Source organism: Limosilactobacillus pulli, assembly GCF_947381555.1.
Lineage (GTDB): Bacteria > Bacillota > Bacilli > Lactobacillales > Lactobacillaceae > Limosilactobacillus > Limosilactobacillus pulli.
On sequence record NZ_CANCWQ010000001.1, the window covers coordinates 13,552 to 33,977 of the forward strand.

Consider the following 20,426-nt stretch of genomic DNA (forward strand, 5'->3'; position numbering starts at 1 on the left):
CCAATACAAGATAGTGTAGATCCAACATACCAAGCTTAAAATGTCTGAATGGCATAAAACCGACCAAACAAAAACGCCCGCCGGAATGCGCGATGTTGCGCTCTCCAGGCGGGCAGTCGAAATATATCGTGATCGGTACGCCTATGCTGATGGGCATGGCTATCTATTCACTACTAAACATCATACACCGATTCAAATATCAGCGTTCAATACTTTTTTACGTAATGCAGCTAAAAAACTAAAAATTGACAAACCAGTCAGCTCACACATCTTTCGCCACACTCATATCTCTAAGCTGGCTGAACTCGGCGTGCCGATGTATGTCATCCAGCAGCGGGTTGGTCACTCTAACAGTCGGGTTACTCAGGAAATCTACACACACGTTACTCACGAAGCAATTGTGAAAAATCGTGATCAATTGGAAAATTTGTGACAAGTTTGCTACCATTTTGCTACCACAAGCAAATAATTGGCAAAAATTCACAAACTCAATCCATATTTTTAAAATTAGGCAAAAAGAAAAACCCTTGCACAGCAAGGGTTTTGGTCGACACTCGACTACTTAACGTCGCGACGGCGTTCAGGAATACGAGCGGACTTACCAGTACGTTCACGCAGGTAGTACAGCTTAGCACGACGAACGCGACCGTAACGGACAACTTCGATCTTAGCAACACGTGGGGAGTGAACTGGGAAAGTACGTTCAACACCGACACCGTTACTAATCTTACGAACAGTGTAAGTAGCAGAAATGCCTGCACCGTGACGCTTGATAACGACACCTTGGAAGATCTGGATACGTTCACGAGTACCTTCAACGATCTTGGCGTGGACGCGAACCGTGTCACCGGCGCGGAATTCTGGAATGTCATCGCGCAGTTGGCTGGCGGTGATCTTTTCAATCAATTGGTTTTGACGCATAATATTTTTTCCTTTCGTCGATATTCTTGCCCGATTTCAGCAGCGGAATACCGTTGTTATGGCCATAAAAAGCCAAGACATAATATAACATATTCCCCTAACGACTGCAAGGTTAAATCACTTGACAACCTTTTTAAACTGCTGATTCAGGTTTGAATGCTTGATTCCATAGGCAAAGTAGATTATCAAACCAATAACGAACCAGCCAATCATCAGCAGTTTGGCATCAATATTCAAACCAGCAAAAATAACGATTGAATAGACAACCGAGATGGCTGGCAAAACCGGATAGCCCGGCATCTTAAACTTGGCTTCCGGCAGGTCGACGCCTTCCCGTTTCCTTAACGCATAGATTCCCAACGAGACAAAGATAAAGGCAATCAAGGTCCCGGCCGAAACCAGCGTCGCCAAAAAAGTAAATGGAAATACGGAGCCGAGAATCATCGCCAGCACCGTGATCAGCCATAATGCGTGATCGGGAACGTGCTTATCATCAATATGACCCAGCCGGCTTGGCAGCAGACCATCCCGTCCGAACGCATAAATCAGACGCGATGAGGCCAGCAGAATTGCGATCAAAGCTGAAAAAATCCCAATCAAGGCTACTACCGAAAGCAGGTTGGCCGTTAAATAATGACCTGAATGCCGCAGTGCCCAGGCAGCCGGTTCGGCATTATTGGCATAGCGGCTGTATTTAAACATCCCCACTAAAACCAGCGAAACGGCAATGAAAAAGCTTGTTCCCAACAGCAGCGTGCCAATCAATCCTTTGGGCATCGTGTGTTGAGGATCCTTGGTTTCAGCAGTATTGGCCGCAATTGCATCAAAGCCCACATAGGCGATGAAAATCTGCGAAGAGCCAGCCAAGATCCCCTGCCAGCCTCCGAAAGTCGTTCCTGGCTGGTGTGTGGGAATAAACGGTACATAGTTTTGTGGATGAATGGCAGTCGCGCCAATTACGACAAACATGATAATCACGATCAGCTTGACGGCCACGATCGTATTCTCGACGCGACTGACCTGATGAATGCCACGTGCGATCAAGCAGCCGACAATCAATATCGCCATCGCCGCCAAAATGTCGACATACGAGCCCTTAGCCGGATTAAAGCCACCAGTCAGTGCAACTGGCAATTTAACGCCGAAACTGCCCAAAAAGCCCTGCATATACGCCGACCAGCCCGAGGCAACGAACGCTACGGAGATAAAATATTCCGCCAGCAGCGCCCAGCCCGCGATCCAGCCAAAAAACTCGCCGAACAAAACGTTCATCCAAGAAAACGCCGAACCGGCAAACGGCAGCACTGAGGCCGTTTCCGCGTAGGCCAAAGCGGAAAGCCCCGCTCCGATCGCCGCCACGATAAACGCCAATGGCACGGCTGGTCCGGTATGTTCAGCAGCTACGATCCCTGGCAGAGTAAAGATCGCCGTCCCCACGACCATCCCCGTCCCCAGACCGATCAGATCCAAAGTCGTCAATGAAGGCTCCAGCGATGCATCCTTGAGTTGATAGACGGTTGGATCTTCTTTAGCCAGCAGTCGTTTTAAAAACTTATTCTTAATCATGCGCGTCGCCTACTGCATCGTTGGGTCTTCACCCAATTTAATGTCTTGAAGCATAATCTGCTGCTCGCGGGACAGTTTGGCCTGTTCAATCAGATCGGGGCGGCGTTCCCAGGTGCGCTTTAACGATTGATACATCCGCCACTGCCGAATTTTTTCATGATTGCCGCTGGTCAGCACTTCTGGTACCTTCATCCCGCGAAACTCAGCTGGCCGCGTGTATTGAGGATATTCCAGCAGCCCATTGCTGAACGAGTCGCCCATTGAAGAAGACATATTGCCCAAGACACCTGGCACGAATCGCACCGTGGCATCAATCATAACCATGGCCGCCAATTCACCACCGGTCAGCACGTAGTCACCTAGCGAGGCTTCATCGGTTACCAGCTGGCGAATTCGTTCATCATAACCTTCATAGTGACCGCAGATAAACGTCAAGTGTTCTTCTTGGGCCAGTTCTTGAGCGTAGTCTTGATCGAACTTGCGCCCAGCTGGATCCATTAAGATGACACGGCCTTTCGGATAGTTTTCTTTTTGAGCTTCTTCATCAATTGCCGCCATCGCATCAAAAATCGGCTGAGCCTGCAGCAGCATGCCGGCACCACCACCAAACGGCGCGTCATCGACATGATTGTGCTTGTCGGTTGTAAAATGACGAAAATCAGTTACATGAATATCCAAAAAACCATCATCCTGAGCCCGCCCCACGATTGACTGACCCAACGTTGGCTTAAACATGTCCGGAAACAGACTTAAAACATCAATTCGCATTATTCCAGTCCTTCCATTAATTCAACGTCGACTTCGCCCTTGTCCAGATCAACGTTTTTGACAACATCATCAATTACCGGCAATAAAAGATCGCTTTGACCGGTTCGTTTGACGACCCAGACGTCATTGGCACCTGGCGAAAGAATCTCTTTGATTACGCCCAATTCGCGTCCTTCCAGCGTCTTAACCGTCAAGCCAATGATTTGATGGTAGTAGTACTGACCCTCTTCTAATGGCTGCTGTTCGTCTTCAGTTACCATCAATTCGTGGTCACGGAAGCTCTGCACGTCATTGATATTGTCATAGCCTTTAAACTTAACCAGCCACATTCCCTTATGCTGACGCGCGCCGGCAACTTCCAGGCGTAATGGCTCACCGGCAGACTGCTTTAGATAAAGGACCGCGCCATTTTGGAAACGCTCTTGAGGAAAATCAGTCGTGGCAATCACGCGAACCTCGCCGCGAATTCCATGCGTATTGACGATTTTACCAACATTATAATATTGCATTTAAAAATCCTCCGAATAATAGAAAAACTCCCACAGAGTTGGTGTGGGAGTTTTTATTTAATGTCGATGGTCATTAATCACCAACCGGACTTTCTTAGAGTTGGGCCGCTTAGAACGCATGCCTTCGACTACGGTACGCAGTGCGGAAGCAACATGTCCCTGCCGACCAATCACGCGACCGACGTCAGCCGGATGAACGTCGAGGACGTACCGGTGATACCGATCAGTCTCTGATTCGGTGATGCGAACTGCATCCGGATGCTTGACCAACGGCGTGACCAGGGTACGAATCAGTGTCTCTAGATTTGTCTCAGTCATGACTATTTACCACTACTTCTTGGAAGCGTACTTGGCTTCGTGCAGCTTCTTCATGATACCAGCTTTTTGGAACATGTTGCGAACAGTATCTGAAGGTTGGGCACCCTTTTGCAGCCAGTCCATAACGGCGTCTTCGTCGAACTTAACTTCCTTTGGAGTGGTCAGTGGGTTGTAAGTACCCAGCGTCGTGATGAAACGGCCATCACGTGGTGAACGTGAGTCGGCAACCACGATACGGTAGAATGGGCGCTTCTTAGAACCCATACGCTTTAAACGGATCTTTACTGACATTGATTCACACCTCCTTGATTTTTTCTAACAGCTAATAATATACCAGTCATTCAAGTGAATGTAAAGTATTTTTTCTTGACAGGCTAAACTTTTTTCAAAAACATTGCTGCATCAATAATAGTCTATCAAAATTTCTAAAATATAATACAAGCTAAATAAAAAATCCCCGCCTGATTGATAGGTAGGGATCATTTAATGATTAGTCGCGCCGCAGCTGCATGTGTTTGGCACTGATGCGTGAGACCAGCATCATCAATAGCGTCCAGACAACCACGCAGGTGATCAATGTCACGATAATAGCCGTTTCGGCAGCTTGGCCAGTCAGATTGATCGACCAGTTGGCGCCGATGAGTTCAAAGATACCCAGTTTACTTAAAAATAGCATCAGATAGTAAATGACAAACATTGCCAAAATTGGGCCACCGATTGCTACGATAAGCTTCCATTTCCGACTGAGCAAGCCAAAGAAGTAACCGATTGCCGTTGCCGTCATCGTCGTTTCAAACAGCAGCAACAGCTCAAACAACAGCCCCCACCAAATTGAAATCGAGTTATTGTAGATGATTTTCTCAGATAGCGAACCGTTTGCCAAGAAGTTGAAAATAATAATTGCCAATTCTTGGATCAGTGTGATTACTACGGCGCTGATCATTTGCGAGCGCCACAAAGTCTTGCGTGAGATACCGTTTTGAATCGTCCATTTAAAATTGCTGTATGGCGTGATCAAGAAATAAACAAATGGCGTAACGCTGGCAATAAACGTCCAGCCGCTAAAGATCCCGCGTAGATCATCCAATAAGTCACCAAAGCCAATTCCTCCAAAGATCAAGTTGACAATGGCAAAGAAAGCTTGAATTGCGGCTAGCCAGATTGCGGCAATCACAAAGCCCCTGCCGCAGCGGTATAGGTCAGTTCGAATCACGAGTTTTTGTTTTGCTGAAATCATAATGCTCCCCCTACTTCTTCGTCAGATAGATAAAAGCCTGCTGCAGGTCCGGATGCTTGATTTGAATCTGATCCGGAATCTCCTTTTCTTCACTCAGCGCGCCACGTACGAACGCGGTCTTGATGCCAGCTAGACTGCGCGTTCCCAATACGTTTTGATCCTTAACGTACTCTTCAACCAGCATTGCCGGACCGCTGATTACAAACATTTCGCCTAGTAGATCATCCACATCGGCGTCAACGGTAATCTTTTCATTATCCAGAATAAAGATGTGCTCAACCAGCTGCTGGATCTCCTCAATCAGGTGCGTTGACAACACATAGGTCTTGACGTTTTCTTCATAAGCCTTGAGCAGTTCTTGGTAAAAAACGTCGCGATGGTTGGCATCCAGTCCCAGAATCGGTTCATCCAAGAAAACATAATTAGCGTTGACCGATAATGCCACGATCAGCTTAGCCGCCGTCTGCAGACCGGTCGAAAGATTACTCAGTTTTACGTTCTCGTCTTGAATATCAAATTCTTTTAACAGCCGCCGTGCCCGATTAAAATTAAAGCTGCCATAAGAAAGATCCGCCATTTCCCACATTTGTTTTAAAGTCACGTGCTTAGGATAGAGATTGACCTCGCTCATCAGATAAAACTGCGTTAATGCCGCGTCATTATCATTGATATCATCATTCCCCAGCTTAATCGTACCGCTGTTTGGCAGGATTCGATTAACGATCAGATTCAATAGCGTTGACTTGCCAGCTCCATTGCGCCCCAACAGCCCGTAAATCTTACCCGGCGAAAGCGTCAGACTGATATCGTCCAAAATCGTCTGCCGCCCATATTTTTTGGTAAGTTGGCTAACCTTTAATAGTTCCATCTTGATACCCCCGTTTGATCAATTCGAGTAGATGCTCTTCAGTGATTCCCAGCTTGCTGGCCTCTTCCAGCAGGCTTTTAATATAGTTTTCATAAAATGTGTCTTTACGTTCTTCAACTATCTTGGCTTGAGCTCCCGCTGCTACAAACATTCCCAAGCCGCGATGCTTTTCTAACAGCCCCCGATCAACCAGCTGTCGCATGCCTTTGAGCACGGTCGCCGGATTGATGTGCAGCTCTTGAGAAAGCTGCGTAGTTGAAGGCGCCTGCTCTCCTTCCTTCAACAGACCGGTAAAGATCATGTCTTCCAATTGATCAGCAATCTGTTGATAGATTGGCTCCGTTTGGTCAAATTCAAACTGCATGACCAGACCTCCCTATTTATCTCCTTGGTCAATTACATAAGTAACTAACTAAATAATACCAAAGCTTTGTTTTTTTGCAAGTACCAAATAAAAAATATCTGCTGCTAATTAAGCAAAACGCTTGTCCCATAAGGCTTTTGATGATCCAGAATTATCAGTTCGTGCATCATTCAAGATCCATTTTCAATTTGAGCCGACTCAATGAGTAACCAACAACTAACTAGCAGCTGAACTTTCTGGGCATCAATTACAGCTGCTGGTGATTTTGGTTATCCAATGCTGTAGCAAATTTTTTGGACAAATTAAAAACCCTGCCTCGCAGTTGAGACAGGGTTTGAATTAAGTTATTCGTGATTGGTTTTTAACTTGGCTGAATAAAGAAAGTCACCAAACCAAAACCATATTTTAGCGGCGCTTGTGCTTGTTGCGCAGCTTCCGCAGTTTTTGCTGCTGCCGCTTTTTGGCTTGCCGAGCCATGCGATTCATCGCCATTTGACCCATCTTGCCGCCCATGCCAGGCATCTGACCGCCCATCATGTTCTGCAGACCACCAAAATTGCCGTTGGTAACCTGCTTCATCATCTTGCGCATCTGGTTGAATTGCTTGATCATCCGGTTAACCTCAACAATCGGCCGACCAGAACCAGCTGCCAGACGTCGCCGCCGACTTGGGTTCATCAGATCAGGGTTTTCTCGCTCTTCAGGCGTCATTGACAAAATGATGGCCTTGATGTGGGCAAATTGCTTAGGATCAATATTGATGTTCTTCAAAGCCGGATTGTTGGCCATCCCTGGCATCATCTTTAAGATATTTTCCAGCGGACCCATCTTGGTAACCTGATCCATCTGCTCCAAAAAGTCGTTGAAGTCAAACTCGTTGGCGCGCATCTTGTCCATGGTTTCTTGGGCTTTTTCCTCATCGAAGTTCTTTTGGGCCTTTTCGATCAGGGTCATCATGTCCCCCATGCCCAAAATTCGTGAGGCCATCCGGTCGGGATGGAAGACATCGAGATCTTCCATCTTTTCACCCTCACCGACAAACTTGATTGGCTTGCCAGTAACCGCCCGAATCGACATGGCCGCCCCACCACGGGTATCGCCATCCAGCTTGGTCAAAACAACGCCAGTGATATCCAGCTTATCGTTGAACCCTTCAGCCGTCTTGACCGCGTTTTGACCAGTCATGGCATCGACAACCAGTAGGATTTCATTTGGATTAACCAGCTGTTTAATATTGACCAGCTCGTCCATCAGCTGCTCGTCAATCTGCAGCCGCCCAGCCGTATCGATGATTACATAGTCGTTATGATTCTGCTTGGCCTGCTCCATCCCGTCTCTAACAATGTCAACGGGATCTTTTTCGGTTCCTTCCTCAAAAACTGGTACGCCAATCTGATCAGCAACCTGCTGCAGCTGCGTAATTGCGGCTGGTCGGTAAACGTCGGCCGCGATAAACATTGGTCGGGCGTTTTCTTCATTTTTCAGACGCAATGCCATTTTACCGGCCGTCGTCGTTTTACCAGCACCTTGCAATCCGACCATCATGATTACGGTTGGAATGTGTGGTGCCTTGTTCAGCGGTACGGCTTCCTCACCCATCAGCTTGGTTAATTCTTCATTAACGATTTTAACGATCTGCTGAGCAGGATTTAAGCCCTTGAGTACCTCGGCTCCGGCGGCCTTTTCACGAACCGTTTTGACAAAGTCCTTAACAACGGCAAAGTTAACGTCGGCTTCCAAAAGTGCCAACCGGATTTCACGCATGGTTTCGCGCAGATCGGCCTCCGTCACTTTGGGCTTGCGCCGCAGTTTTTCCATCGCCTTTTGCAGACGATCAGTCAATCCTTCAAATGCCATTTTTTACTCCTCTTTTCATCAGGCCGAGCAAATGCAGCCGATGAGGTTAATTTATAGTTCAAACAGTTTCTATTATAACAAAAAGATTTTATCATTATAAACTACTTGGCAGTGAGTTATAAATCTTTTAGCCATTCCACCCGTGTCCTAAGCTGCATCGCGCTAACTTAGACCATTCAATCAGTACTTAAACTATTCTGATCACGTTCTGAGACCTTAATCAGATCCCAAACGACAAAACAAGCAAATATTCGTGTTCTAGGCTGCTGTAGCAATATCAATCAAAAAAGCTGGTCAACTCAATCCGAGTCGACCAGCTTGATTTATTCTTCTTCCATGTTTTCCATATTGGCAATCAGATTATTCAATTCGGCATCATCTGGATAATGCTCCTTGACATAGCGTTGAATCCGATCCGCCTGGCGATTGCGCATCTCAAAATCAGCATAGAGGTGCAATTTGTCCTCATAGCTTTCCAAAATTTTTTCGGTCCGCTTGATGTTGTCATAGACTGCCTGCCGCGAAACCTCAAATTCTTCGGCAATCTCGCCAAGCGAATAGTCGTCGGCATAATAGAGCTGAATATATTCGTTCTGCTTTTTGGTCAGCAGTGGCTGGTAGAACTCAAACAGTGCGTTGATACGCTCGTTTTTTTCAATATCCACGGCCAGCACCTCTTATTTTTCGACAACCAGACCTTTGAACAGTCCGTAGACAAAGTCGCCAGCATCAAACTTCTGCAAGTCGGTAACCTTTTCGCCCAGACCAACGTACTTAACCGGCAGATGGAGCTCATTTCTAATCGCCAGCACGATCCCACCACGCGCCGTACCATCCAGTTTGGTCAAGACGATGCCGGAAACATCAGTACTTTCCTTAAACAGTTTGGCTTGGTTCAAGGCATTTTGACCAGTCGTGGCATCCAAAACCAATAGCACTTCATGCGGTGCATCCGGAATCTCACGCGCCATGATCCGCTTCATTTTAGCCAGCTCGTTCATCAGATTGACTTTATTTTGCAGTCGGCCAGCCGTATCAACCAGTAAAATATCATAGTTCTCTTCTTTGGCCTTCTTGACACCGTCAAAGACAACTGCGGCTGGATCACCATTGGCCGGGCCCATAACGATATCAACGCCATCACGCTTAGCCCAAACGTCCAGCTGCTCAACAGCCCCAGCTCTGAACGTATCACCAGCTGCCAGCAGCACGCGCTTGCCTTCATCCTTGAAGCGCTTGGCCATCTTACCGATTGTCGTGGTCTTACCGGCACCATTGACCCCGACGAACATGATGACAGTTGGACCTTCTTTTGCAAAGTTGAGGTCGGGATTTTCATCAATCCCCGCGTCCTCATAAAGATCAACCATCTTTTCAATGATGACGTTGGAGACATCCTGCTTGCTCTTGGCATTTTGTAGCTTAACCTCTTCACGCAGTTCATCAGAGATCTTCATTGCCATATCATAGCCAACGTCGGATTCAATCAAGAGGTCTTCAAGATCTTCAAAGAAATCCTCATCAACGTGACGGAAATTAGCCAAGAAGTGGTTCAATTTGGCTCCAAAACCGGTCCGTGACTTTTTCAGACCGCGATCATACTTTTCAGTCGTCGATTCTTCAGTCTGACTTTCCGTTTCGTTTCCAGCTGCGACAGCTTGTGAATCACTCTCCGTGTTTTTGTCATCATCAGCCTCAGTTGCTTTATCTTTCGTAACGTCAGCCGACTGTTCTGCTGCTTCGCTAGCCTCGCTTTGAGTTGATGCTTTTTCGGTTACATCCGCAGTCTCACTTGTAACAGTATCGGTTACTGATGCAACTTCATTGGTTTCAACCGTTGATTTGTTTTCATCATTAGCTTCTGACTCAACTGCTTGTACCTTTTCAGCAACTGCTGACTGTGCCTGTTTTGATGCCACTGCTTCATCACTAGCTGCCGATTCAGTAACTGATTGAGCTGATTGGACCGCTTGTTCTTTGGCCGCAACAGCACTTTGTTGAGCAGCCTGTGATTGAGCTTGTTCGGCTGCTTCTTGGGCTTCTTTACGTGCTGCATCAGACTGAGCGGCCTGTTCTTTGGCCGCAGCAGCACTTTGTTGAGCAGCCTGTGATTGAGCTTGTTCGGCTGCTTCTTGAGCCTCTTTACGTGCTGCATCAGACTGGGCCGCCTGTTTTTCGGCAATTGCAGCGGATTTTTGCATGGCTGCAGTCGTTGCCGCATCTTTTTCATCAGCCTGGTCAGCTGGCTGAGTAGATGCTGAAGCGACCTCACTGACTGCAGATTCTACTGATGCTTGGCTTGCTGCGTTTTCAGTAGTTTCGCTTTCAGTTGCAGCACTCTCACTGGCTACAGTTTCAGCGACTGTACTTTCGCTAGCCGCAGCTTGGCTTTCAGCATTTTCGCTAGCCGCGGATTCCGGTACTGCTTCTTTTTTATGCTTGGACTTGCGACGAAAAATATCAAATAATCCCATTATTGCGCCTTCTTTCTAATCTAGTTCTGATCTTCGCCATTCAACGCTTCTTGTACGTCAACCGAAACCATCTTGGAAACCCCGGACTCCTGCATGGTGACCCCATACAAAACGTTGGCATTCATCATGGTCCCTTTTCGGTGCGTAATCACGATAAACTGTGGTCCATCCTCACCGAAACGCCCCAGATACTTGGCAAATCGATCAACGTTAACCTCATCCAAAGCAGCTTCGGGCTCATCTAAAATGGCAAATGGCACCGGCCGCACCTTTAAGATGGCAAACAGCAGAGCAATCGCTGTCAGTGCCTTTTCCCCACCAGAAAGCAGACTCAGCTGTTGGTTACGCTTGCCAGGCGGCTGGGCCATAATGTCCACCCCGCTAGTCAAAACGTCATCTGGATCCGTCAGTACCAATTTAGCCTGACCACCCTCAAAAATTGTAGCGAACGTTTCGGCAAAAGCGGCTGAGACCTCCTTAAACGTCTTAACAAAGCGCGTCTTAACCTGTTCATCCATGGCATTCATGGTTTCTTGCAGCTGATCGCGAGCCTTTTCCAAATCGGCTTTTTGATTGGTTAAGAAGTCGTAGCGCTCTGAAATCCGTTCATATTCCTGAATGGCTCCGGTATTGACCGGTCCCAGTTCGTCTAGACCGCGCTTCAAAAGCTTCAGCTGACGGTTCAGCTCGTCATCGCTCAATGGACTGAGTTCCTGTCTGGCATCAGCCAGCGTCATTGAATAAGTCTCACTCAAACGATTCAGGCCCTGGTCAATTCTCATCTCCAGACGTGCCCGCTGCGCCTTGATGCCAGAAAGGTCTTCGATAGCTGCCCGTTGCAAGGCCTGTAGCCGATCATTTTGCTCATTGGCGTCCTGCAGCTGATCATTTAGCGTTGTTAGTTTTTCATCACAGCTTTCCAGCTGCTTTTGCGCATCCTGCAGCTGCTGTTCAGTTTCTTTTAAGGCCGCGGCCGTCGTTTGACGATCATCGGCCTGCTGCTGATCATTCTCATCCAGTAACTGCAGCTGCTGCTTGAGCTCAGCCAAACGTTTTTCAATATCCTGGCTGCGTTCTTCAAGCTCAGCTGCCTGTTCTTTAGCCTGGCGCAGTCGTTCCCGTGCCACGGCCAGCCATTGCTGCATTTCATGGAGCTGCTCAAGCTGCGCGCTGGCGTTGTTTTGCAGATCACTTTGCTGCTGCTTGATCTTTTCCATATCGGCCTTTAGCTGCACCAACTGATCAGCCAGCTGCTGCTCGTTTTCTTTGGCCGTAGACATTTCGCGTTCAAACTGTTCTGGATTGCCGGCTGCATTGGCTTGGTAATCTAACGCCTTAAGTTGGCGCTTGAGTTCAGCCAGCTGACTGTCGGCCAGTTGCTGATTGGCCTTCGCCTCATTCAGCTGCTGATTGGCCTGGGCCGTCTCATTTTGAAGACTGGCAAGGGTCTGCTGGTTGCTTTGACGAGCCTGTTCGAGCTGTCTAACCTTTTGCTCTAATTCACTGGCACGCTGCTGTTGGGCCTGCAGCTCTTGTTTCATCTTTTCGACCATCTGCTGCTGGCTCAACAAACCAATCCGCTGACTGCGGCTGGCCCCACCGGTCATGGCACCGCTGGTATTGATCAGCTGACCATCCAGTGTAATCACGCGAACCTGATGCTGGCCGGCCTTGGCGAGCTGCGTGGCATGGTCAAGATTATCAGCCACGATCGTATTGCTCAATAAATGATCGATGACGACCTGGAAACGTGGATCATATTGAATCAGTTCACTGGCCCGACCGACGAAGCCTGGCAGCGCCCGCAGGCGATCTAGATTTCTTGGCTGATAGCCGCCACGGAGCGTATCCAGTGGCAGAATCGTTGCCCGACCGCCACGCTGTCTAACCAGATAATTGATGATCTGCTTACCATCGTTTTGCGTGGCTACGACCAGATGCTGTAATTGTCCACCCAGCACTGTTTCCAGAGCCGTTGTGTATTCTTGCGGTACCTTGATCAGCTCACTGACTGGACCAAACAGGCCATTAAACTGCCGACGCCGCTTTAAGACGTTTTGAACACCACTGTAGTAACCAGTGTAATCAGCAGCCATAGCTTGATAGTTGTTGACGCGCGCCTTACAGGATCTAACGTCGCCCAGTACTTGATACCATGCTTGCTGGATATGTTCATATTGCTGCTGCAGCTGACTTTGCTGACTGCGTTCTTGATTGAGCTGAGCCGTTTTTTGTACCAATACGCTTTGGGCATTTGAAACGGTCTGGGCCTGTTGATCAGCATTTTGCTGAGCGGTCTGCAGACGTTCTTGGATATTCTTCAATTCGTCGCTGTACTGTTGATACTGACTGAGCGCCTGTTCATGACTGCGCTTTAAAAAAGTCTGCTGGTTGCGAGCCGTTGCCTGTTTTTGCAACAGATCAACCTGCTGATCACGCATATTTTCCAGTTGCTGAGCCAACTGTTGCGAGCGCTGTTCGGCACTTTGCGACTTGGCCTCGTTTAGCGCCTTTTGATGCTCTTTGATAGACTGCTGTTGTTTGGCAATCGACTCGTTTTGCGATTTCAGCGTGTGATTTGTTTCAGCAAGCTGTGCTTCAAGCTCATTTTGCTGAGCCATTAAACGTTGCTTTTCATTCTCACGCTGCTCAAGGCGAACTGATGAAAGCGACTGTTTGCTGTTGAGCTTGCCGATCATCGTAGTGGCATCCAGGATCTTTTGCTGCAGCTCGTCTTTGACCGTTAACAGCCGTTTTTGCTGTGCTTGTTGCTGCGCCAGTTTTTGGGCAGCCGCTTTAGCCTGCTCATCATATTCGGCTGCCATTGATTGTGAATTTTCCTGTCTGGCGACAACCTGTTTTAGGGCTGTCTGACCAGCATCCAGCTGGCGGACCGTTTTGGTTTTGTCCAACAGATCAAACTTGCCCTTTTGCTCCAGATAATCTTGAGCCAAGGCACTCTGTTCGGCTAGCGGTTCCAATTGATCTTCCAGTTCGGATACGATGTCGTTGACGCGGTTCAGATTTTCACGCGTGGTATCCAATCGTTTTTCAGCCGTTGCCTTGTTTTGCTTGTATTTTGATACACCAGCCGCCGTTTCGATGATGGCACGGCGATCGGTTGGCTTGCCATTAAAAATCTCGGCAATGCGGCCTTGTGAGATCACAGAAAACGACTCACGACCAACGCCAGAGTCAACAAACAGATCAACGATATCTCGCAAGCGGACCTGCTGATTGTTGATCAGATACTCGCTGTCGCCGTTGCGATACAGCTTGCGCGTGATCTTAAGTTCAGAAAAGTCACTGTTCAAGTAGTGGTCGCTGTTGTCAAAAGCAATCGAAACCAGAGCCCGATTCAACGGTGCCCGGTCTTCAGAACCATTAAAAATGACATCTGCCATTTTGTTGCCTCGCAAGGTCTTGGCTGACTGTTCACCCAAAACCCAGCGAATAGCCTCGATGATGTTTGACTTACCACTACCATTGGGACCAATAATCCCGGTCATTCCTGGGCGAAATTCAATTGTTGTTGGTTGGGCAAATGACTTGAAGCCATCCAACGTAAGCGACAATAAGCGCATCGGGATTCCCTGCCTTTTAGTTGTTTTTGCGCAGCTGATTCAAAGCTGCCTGGGCCGCCTGCATTTCAGCATGCTTCTTGGAGCTGCCAATGCCTTGTGTGATTGGCTTGCCATTCACACTGACGCTGACTTTAAACTGTGGATCGTTTTCGGTACCTTCTTCACTCAAGAGATGGTATTCAATGTCGACATCCCCATTGCGCTGCAAGAATTCCTGCAGACTGGTCTTGGCATCAACGGCATGATCAAACCAGCCCATGTCCAGCTTAGGGAAGATAACACGATGAATAAACTTTTCGACGGCATCACGGCCTTGATCTAGGTACAGCGCACCAATAAACGATTCAAAAATGTCACACAATAGGCTGGCCCGCTGACGTGCACCGGCCATCTCTTCACCATGGCCCAGCCGAATGTATTGATCAAAATGGCATTCCTTGGCAAACTTGGAAAAACTGTCCTCACATACCATTGCTGCTCGTAGTCGTGTCAGTTTGCCCTGTGGCAGCTTAGGGAAACGCTTGTAGATATATTCAGAGACAAACAGCTGCAAAACGGCATCGCCTAAAAACTCAATTCGTTCATAGTACTTGAGCCCCTGGTGTGGATGCTCATTAACGTATGAAGCCTGCGTAAAGGCCTCCGCCAGCAGATCTGGGTTGTTGAAATGAATGCCAAACTCCTTGGCAAGATAGTCTTCTAATTCCTTAATGGGGAAAACTTCCTTTCTGTTTGATCGAAAATCTTTGGAAAAAAAGACCGCCGACAAAGTAATGCTTCATCGCGGTCCCGGTGATTTTGCTTATTTTTTGTCCTGTTGATGGGCAGCGATGTAATCAACCACTTCACCGATCGTGCTGAGCTTTTCGGCTTCGCCGTCTTCGATTTCAGCACCAAAAGTGTCCTCGACTTCCAGAACGAATTCTACAAAGTCAATGGAATCGGCATCCAGGTCGGTCTTTAAGTTCAGGTCTTCCGTAATTTTGGCCCGATCAATGTCAAAGTGATCGGCTACGATTGATGAGACCTTGTCAAAGATTTCCTTTTTATCCATCGTCTGTTCTACCTCACAATTTTAATTTGAACTAACTTTTCCTATTGTATTAGTTTTTGGCTTGATTGTCCATGTTTTCCTCGGGACTGAAGTAGTCAACGGCCTCTTTGATAACGCCCGTTTGAATCATGGTGCGAATCTGACCGATCGTATTTTTAACCGCTACTTCATCAGCCGAGCCATGAGTCTTAACGACTGGTGCCTTAAGACCCAACAATACGGCCCCACCATAAGTTGACGTGCTCATCTGTTTGGCAATGTTTTTAAAAACCGGCTTTAAGAACAAATAGCCCAGCTTGGCCCGCAGACCGCCATTTAAGATTCCGTTTTTAATCAGCTTCAAAAACATCTTGGCAGTTCCCTCGGTGGCCTTTAAAGCCGCATTGGCCGTCCAGCCGTCACTGACTACGACATCCGCCTTGCCTGCCAACAGCTCGCCAGCTTCCACGTTGCCGATGAAGTTTAAGTTATCCTCTGCCTTAAGCAGCTGGTGAACCTCTTTATGCAGTCGATCACCCTTGTCTTCTTCGGCACCATTATTAAGCAGAGCCACGCGCGGATTCTTGACGCCCAGCACGCTTTCGGCATAGAAACGGCCCAGGTGCGCGTATTGAACCAGATTGCGCTCCTTGGCCTCTGCATTGGCACCACTGTCAAGGTAGACAAAACTGTGACGATCATTGCCCGGCTCAACAATTGGCAAAACGCTGGTCAGTCCAGGACGATCGATCCCCTTGATGCGACCAACGATCAAAAGTCCCGATGCTAAGATGGCGCCGGTATTGCCAGCAGAAAAGAACGCATCGGCCTTGCCTTCCTTAACGGCTTGAGCAGCACGAACGATTGATGAGTCTTTTTTACGGCGAATGGCCCGCACTGGTTCCTCGCCCATTTCAATTTCTTCGGTGGTTTCAATCAAATGCAGCCGCGTCTTGTCTTTAATCAGTGGCGCAACTTTTTGCGGATCGCCATACAGATCAAACTCCAGATCCGAATACTGATCGCGTGCGGCTTCAACTCCGGCAACGATTGCCTGGGGGGCGTGGTCGCCTCCCATGGCATCTACGGCAATTTTAATCATATTTTCTCTCCTTAATCAAAATGCGTTTCCAGCTGATGGCGTCTGAGATATAGTACCAGCGGCTGATTCTCGTCTTTTTCATCCCAATGCGGCGTATCCAAAAGTGCTCCGGCATCAGCCCGGGCCGTCTGCAGCATCTTTAAGTCACCGATCGGATCGCCAACCTTAAATTGTGGCAGCCCTGATTGATTGGTGCCCAAAACGTCGCCTGAGCCTCTCAGTTCAAGATCACGCTGCGCCACTTCAAAGCCATCCGTGGTTTCGGTCATTGTCTGCATCCGAGTCTGACCGTCTTCGGTTTTAGGATCGGCAATCAGCAAACAATAGCTCTGCCGCTGACCACGACCAACTCGGCCGCGTAATTGATGCAATTGGGCCAAGCCAAAGCGATCCGCGTCATAGATCAGCATCACTGAGGCATTCGGGTTGTCGACACCGACTTCAATAACCGTCGTTGCGACCAGTACCTGTAGCTGATTATCCTTGAATTTTTCCATAACCGCGGCTTTTTCATCGCTGCTCATACGGCCATGCAGTAAGCCAACCTGATAGTCAGGCGCGAAATATTCAGCAAACTTTTCATATAAGTCAGTAGCGTTTTGTACATCGATTGACTCCGATTGCTCGATCAATGGACTGACCACATAGACTTGGGCACCTTTAGCCAATTCCTCTTTTAAAAACGACAGTGCCGCGCCGCTTTGATTCTCTCGCAGCCAGCGCGTTTCGATCGGCTTGCGTCCTGCCGGTAATTGATCAATGATCGAAACATCCATCTCACCATAAGTCGTAATTGCCAGCGTCCGCGGAATCGGCGTGGCCGTCATTGCCAATACGTCAGGGTTATTGCCTTTTTCGCGCAGGAGCTGACGTTGGCGAACCCCAAATCGGTGCTGTTCATCGATAATGGCCAGTCCCAGATTGGCATAGTCGACCTTGTCTTGAATCAAAGCATGCGTCCCCACGATTAGGTTAACGGTACCGGATTTGATCTGATCAACCAGCTGCTGATGCTGTTTGGCCGTCATCGAACCGGTCAAAAGGCCTACATTGACGTGCGTACCTTCAAAAATTTGGGCCAGTTTGGCGGCATGCTGAGCTGCTAAAATTTCAGTTGGTGCCATTAAAGCAGCCTGATAGCCAGCATTGACCGTGGCTGCGATTGCTAGAGCAGCCACGATCGTCTTGCCTGATCCTACGTCACCTTGCAAGAGTCGATTCATCTGATAAGGTGCGCGCAGATCACGACAGATTTCGTTGACCGAGCGTTTCTGCGCGTCAGTCAGCTCAAAGGGAATCGTTTTGATGAATTCCTTGAGTTCTTGATTATTATACAAAATCTGGTTGCCATCAGTTTGGCGGTGTGCCTTGCGAATCGCCTGGAGCCGCAGCTGAAATAAGAAAAATTCCTCATAGGCAGCTGCTTTTTGGGCCTGCTTAGCAACAAAGGGCGTGGTTGGCCAGTGCATCTGTCTGATCATTTCACGGCGCTCCATCAACTGATAGCGCTGACGCAGCGAAATCGGCAACAACGTAGCGATTACGTCTTTATATTGATCGTAGGCCTGTTTGATTAATTTGCGCAATGTTTTTTGTGAAACATGCTTGTTGGCCGGATAAATCGCACCCAGCTCCTGTTCGTGTCCTTGTGTGATCAGCTTGGTACCCAGAATCTGCTGGCGTGCGGCATCCCATTTGCCCATTACGGTGACATGCGTATTTAAAATCGCACTGTTCTTTAAGTATGGCTGATTAAAAAAGGTCGTCATGACCACGTTGCGATCAACCAGCAGCCGAAAGCTCAAGCGGTTGCGGCGGTAGCCATAGCGCGTCAAAATCGGTTCAGATGTTACCGTACCATGAACCGTAACTTTTTGACGATCTTTAGCAACACTCAGATCAGTTGGGGCAAAGTCGTCATAACGTGATGGAAAGTACGTCAGCAGGTCCTCAACCGTTTTGATGTCCAGCGTTGCCAGATTCTCAACCGTTTTAGGCCCGACCCCTTTGATGCTTGCGACCGGATCCTGCAGACTCTTCAAGAAAATGCCCCCTTTTTCTTAGTAGCTAAAAAGTCGTGCCGCCTGCTGACGACACGACTTGATTACGCCAATTCAGCGCTGATATTTATTCAACGGAGATCAGGTATGGGTAGACTGGTTGTCCGCCATCGTAGATCTGGACATCCAATTCATCATCAACATCCAGAATAGCTTCTTTAATAGCTTCAGCAGTCTCTTTATCGCCATCGACCCCGTAAAGAATCGTTACGATCTCGCTGTCTTCATCCAGCATCTGCTTGACCATTTCAATTGCCGCCGTCTTAACGTCAGCGGCCGTGTTGATGATCTTGCCGTCTACGATGCCCATGAAGTCGTCTTTTTTAATCGTTTGACCATCAATCGTAGTGTCGCGCACTGCGTTGGTAACTTCACCACTCTTAACGGTATCCAGGTTGCCTTCCATGTTAGCCTGATTTTCTTCCAGATCTGCCTCTGGATTAAATTCCAGCATTGCGCTCATGCCTTGTGCAATCGTCTTGGCATGCACAACTTTAGTCGGAATGTCGGCCACCTCAGCAGCTTGGTCAGCCGCCATGAAGATATTGCCATTATCTGGCAGTACCAGCGCCTGCTTGGCACCACTTTCATTGATGGCTTCGGCAATTTCTTGAATGCTTGGATTCATGGTTTGACCACCATTGATCACGTGGGTAACGCCAAGACTTTCCAAAAGCTTGGCAATCCCATCACCGGAGGCTACAGCAATCACTGCCGTATCCAAAGCCGGCTTTTCAGCTTCCTTGGCCTTTTCCAGCGGCGTTGGCTCACCTTCGTCTTTTTCCATGATCTCCTCTTGCTGCCAGCGCATGTTGTCGACCTTGACCGTTTGCAGATCACCAAACTGCTGACCCCAGGAAAGTACCTTGCCAGGGAATTCAGTGTGGACGTGAACCTTAACGACCTCATCGTCATTGATTACCAGCAGACTGTCACCTAGCTTGGCCAGATAGTTATAGAAGGTATCGTAGTCAAACTTTTGCGTGACCTGCTTACCGCGACCGATCCGCACCATCATCTGCGTGCAGTAGCCATACTTGATGTCGTCAGGATTAAGCTTGCCTTGCGCACTTTGGTGATGCTTGGCATTGATCATCTCGTCGATTTGCGCATTATCAGGCTTAGCCAGGTCGTTTTCGACTACCTTGCCGCTTAATGATTCATAAAATGCCTGCAGCACGAATACCAACCCCTGGCCACCAGAATCAACTACGCCGACTTCTTTTAGAACCGGCAACAGATCAGGCGTCTTTTGCAAGGCTGCTTCGCTGGCATCATAGATTTTTTCCATGATGTCAACCAGATCCTCATTACCGGCCTTAACCTCGTTCAAACCAGCCTGAGCCGATTCGCGAACAACCGTCAAAATCGTCCCTTCCGTCGGTTTCATGACTGCTTTGTAAGCCGTTTGGGCACCGTTGGCATAAGCATCAACAAAATCCTTGGCCGATAATTCCTGCTTGTCAGCACATCCCTTAGCAAAGCCACGGAAAATCTGTGACAGGATCACGCCGGAATTGCCCCGTGCACCCATCAAAAGGCCCTTTGCCAATGCTTGCGCCAAATCGCCAACGCTGGTGCTGGTGGCATCACGTTCATACTTGGCACCGCTGGCCATTGACATGCTCATGTTGGTTCCCGTATCACCATCCGGAACCGGGAATACATTCAATGAATTAATAAATTCGGCTTGAGCGTTCAGTTTGGCGGCTGCCGCTTGAACTATCTTACCAAATTCAAGATTAGTAATCTTGGTAACTGTCAA

At 48.2% G+C, this 20,426-nt stretch carries 19 protein-coding genes; 1 reads left to right on the forward strand and 18 read right to left on the reverse strand.

Translation table 11 applies throughout. The features are described from left to right. Positions 1-40 precede the first annotated feature (40 nt). Positions 41-433, forward strand: a complete 393-nt coding sequence (locus QOS03_RS00070; RefSeq protein WP_283574933.1) for a tyrosine-type recombinase/integrase — start codon at positions 41-43, stop codon at positions 431-433. 125 nt (positions 434-558) lie between these two features. On the opposite strand, the gene rplS is transcribed toward QOS03_RS00070, so the two are convergent. The 18 genes from rplS to QOS03_RS00160 form a co-directional block, all read right to left on the reverse strand. Next, positions 559-921 (reverse strand): 50S ribosomal protein L19, encoded by a 363-nt coding sequence (gene rplS / locus QOS03_RS00075; protein ID WP_006499633.1) that lies wholly within the window; start codon positions 919-921, stop codon positions 559-561. A 117-nt stretch (positions 922-1,038) separates the two neighbouring features. Continuing rightward, complete coding sequence (locus tag QOS03_RS00080) at positions 1,039-2,487, reverse strand: APC family permease (protein WP_283574934.1); 1,449 nt, start codon at positions 2,485-2,487, stop codon at positions 1,039-1,041. Positions 2,488-2,496: 9 nt separating this feature from the next. Further along, entirely contained in the window at positions 2,497-3,255 is a 759-nt protein-coding gene (gene trmD, locus QOS03_RS00085) for a tRNA (guanosine(37)-N1)-methyltransferase TrmD (RefSeq protein ID WP_006499630.1), read from the reverse strand. Continuing rightward, entirely contained in the window at positions 3,255-3,764 is a 510-nt protein-coding gene (rimM, locus tag QOS03_RS00090; RefSeq protein WP_006499629.1) for a ribosome maturation factor RimM, read from the reverse strand. Before rimM ends, trmD begins: the two co-directional genes overlap by 1 nt. Before the next feature lie 57 nt (positions 3,765-3,821). After that, entirely contained in the window at positions 3,822-4,082 is a 261-nt protein-coding gene (locus QOS03_RS00095; protein WP_033935154.1) for a KH domain-containing protein, read from the reverse strand. Between the two features lie 12 nt (positions 4,083-4,094). Further along, a complete protein-coding gene (gene rpsP, locus QOS03_RS00100; protein ID WP_033935155.1) occupies positions 4,095-4,373 on the reverse strand; it encodes a 30S ribosomal protein S16 in 279 nt (92 codons plus the stop codon). 199 nt (positions 4,374-4,572) lie between these two features. Then, positions 4,573-5,319, reverse strand: a complete 747-nt coding sequence (locus tag QOS03_RS00105; RefSeq protein WP_283574935.1) for a hypothetical protein — start codon at positions 5,317-5,319, stop codon at positions 4,573-4,575. Positions 5,320-5,329: 10 nt separating this feature from the next. Next, the gene (locus QOS03_RS00110) at positions 5,330-6,187 is read right to left on the reverse strand and encodes an ATP-binding cassette domain-containing protein (protein WP_283574936.1); all 858 of its coding nucleotides are present in this window, start codon (positions 6,185-6,187) and stop codon (positions 5,330-5,332) included. Beyond that, a complete protein-coding gene (locus tag QOS03_RS00115; protein WP_283574937.1) occupies positions 6,168-6,551 on the reverse strand; it encodes a GntR family transcriptional regulator in 384 nt (127 codons plus the stop codon). Before QOS03_RS00115 ends, QOS03_RS00110 begins: the two co-directional genes overlap by 20 nt. A gap of 405 nt (positions 6,552-6,956) precedes the next feature. Continuing rightward, complete coding sequence (gene ffh / locus QOS03_RS00120; RefSeq protein ID WP_283574938.1) at positions 6,957-8,408, reverse strand: signal recognition particle protein; 1,452 nt, start codon at positions 8,406-8,408, stop codon at positions 6,957-6,959. Between the two features lie 323 nt (positions 8,409-8,731). Beyond that, complete coding sequence (locus tag QOS03_RS00125; RefSeq protein WP_033935160.1) at positions 8,732-9,073, reverse strand: putative DNA-binding protein; 342 nt, start codon at positions 9,071-9,073, stop codon at positions 8,732-8,734. Positions 9,074-9,085: 12 nt separating this feature from the next. Next, entirely contained in the window at positions 9,086-10,882 is a 1,797-nt protein-coding gene (gene ftsY / locus QOS03_RS00130) for a signal recognition particle-docking protein FtsY (protein ID WP_283574939.1), read from the reverse strand. A 20-nt stretch (positions 10,883-10,902) separates the two neighbouring features. Further along, complete coding sequence (gene smc / locus QOS03_RS00135) at positions 10,903-14,466, reverse strand: chromosome segregation protein SMC (protein WP_283574940.1); 3,564 nt, start codon at positions 14,464-14,466, stop codon at positions 10,903-10,905. Between the two features lie 16 nt (positions 14,467-14,482). Further along, a complete protein-coding gene (rnc, locus tag QOS03_RS00140; RefSeq protein WP_283575024.1) occupies positions 14,483-15,178 on the reverse strand; it encodes a ribonuclease III in 696 nt (231 codons plus the stop codon). Positions 15,179-15,268: 90 nt separating this feature from the next. Further along, positions 15,269-15,520, reverse strand: coding sequence for an acyl carrier protein (gene acpP, locus QOS03_RS00145; RefSeq protein ID WP_283574941.1), 252 nt, complete (start codon positions 15,518-15,520; stop codon positions 15,269-15,271). Positions 15,521-15,569: 49 nt separating this feature from the next. Continuing rightward, a complete protein-coding gene (gene plsX, locus QOS03_RS00150) occupies positions 15,570-16,598 on the reverse strand; it encodes a phosphate acyltransferase PlsX (RefSeq protein ID WP_283575025.1) in 1,029 nt (342 codons plus the stop codon). A gap of 14 nt (positions 16,599-16,612) precedes the next feature. After that, positions 16,613-18,643 (reverse strand): ATP-dependent DNA helicase RecG, encoded by a 2,031-nt coding sequence (gene recG / locus QOS03_RS00155; RefSeq protein WP_283574942.1) that lies wholly within the window; start codon positions 18,641-18,643, stop codon positions 16,613-16,615. Positions 18,644-18,728: 85 nt separating this feature from the next. Further along, complete coding sequence (locus QOS03_RS00160; protein ID WP_283574943.1) at positions 18,729-20,426, reverse strand: DAK2 domain-containing protein; 1,698 nt, start codon at positions 20,424-20,426, stop codon at positions 18,729-18,731.

Coding starts and splice junctions, on each gene's coding strand:
- QOS03_RS00070 (WP_283574933.1), top strand. CDS start 41: ATGTCTGAATGGCATAAAACCGACCAAACAAAAACGCCCGCCGGAATG.
- rplS (WP_006499633.1), bottom strand. CDS start 921: ATGCGTCAAAACCAATTGATTGAAAAGATCACCGCCAGCCAACTGCGC.
- QOS03_RS00080 (WP_283574934.1), bottom strand. CDS start 2,487: ATGATTAAGAATAAGTTTTTAAAACGACTGCTGGCTAAAGAAGATCCA.
- trmD (WP_006499630.1), bottom strand. CDS start 3,255: ATGCGAATTGATGTTTTAAGTCTGTTTCCGGACATGTTTAAGCCAACG.
- rimM (WP_006499629.1), bottom strand. CDS start 3,764: ATGCAATATTATAATGTTGGTAAAATCGTCAATACGCATGGAATTCGC.
- QOS03_RS00095 (WP_033935154.1), bottom strand. CDS start 4,082: ATGACTGAGACAAATCTAGAGACACTGATTCGTACCCTGGTCACGCCG.
- rpsP (WP_033935155.1), bottom strand. CDS start 4,373: ATGTCAGTAAAGATCCGTTTAAAGCGTATGGGTTCTAAGAAGCGCCCA.
- QOS03_RS00105 (WP_283574935.1), bottom strand. CDS start 5,319: ATGATTTCAGCAAAACAAAAACTCGTGATTCGAACTGACCTATACCGC.
- QOS03_RS00110 (WP_283574936.1), bottom strand. CDS start 6,187: ATGGAACTATTAAAGGTTAGCCAACTTACCAAAAAATATGGGCGGCAG.
- QOS03_RS00115 (WP_283574937.1), bottom strand. CDS start 6,551: ATGCAGTTTGAATTTGACCAAACGGAGCCAATCTATCAACAGATTGCT.
- ffh (WP_283574938.1), bottom strand. CDS start 8,408: ATGGCATTTGAAGGATTGACTGATCGTCTGCAAAAGGCGATGGAAAAA.
- ftsY (WP_283574939.1), bottom strand. CDS start 10,882: ATGGGATTATTTGATATTTTTCGTCGCAAGTCCAAGCATAAAAAAGAA.
- smc (WP_283574940.1), bottom strand. CDS start 14,466: ATGCGCTTATTGTCGCTTACGTTGGATGGCTTCAAGTCATTTGCCCAA.
- acpP (WP_283574941.1), bottom strand. CDS start 15,520: ATGGATAAAAAGGAAATCTTTGACAAGGTCTCATCAATCGTAGCCGAT.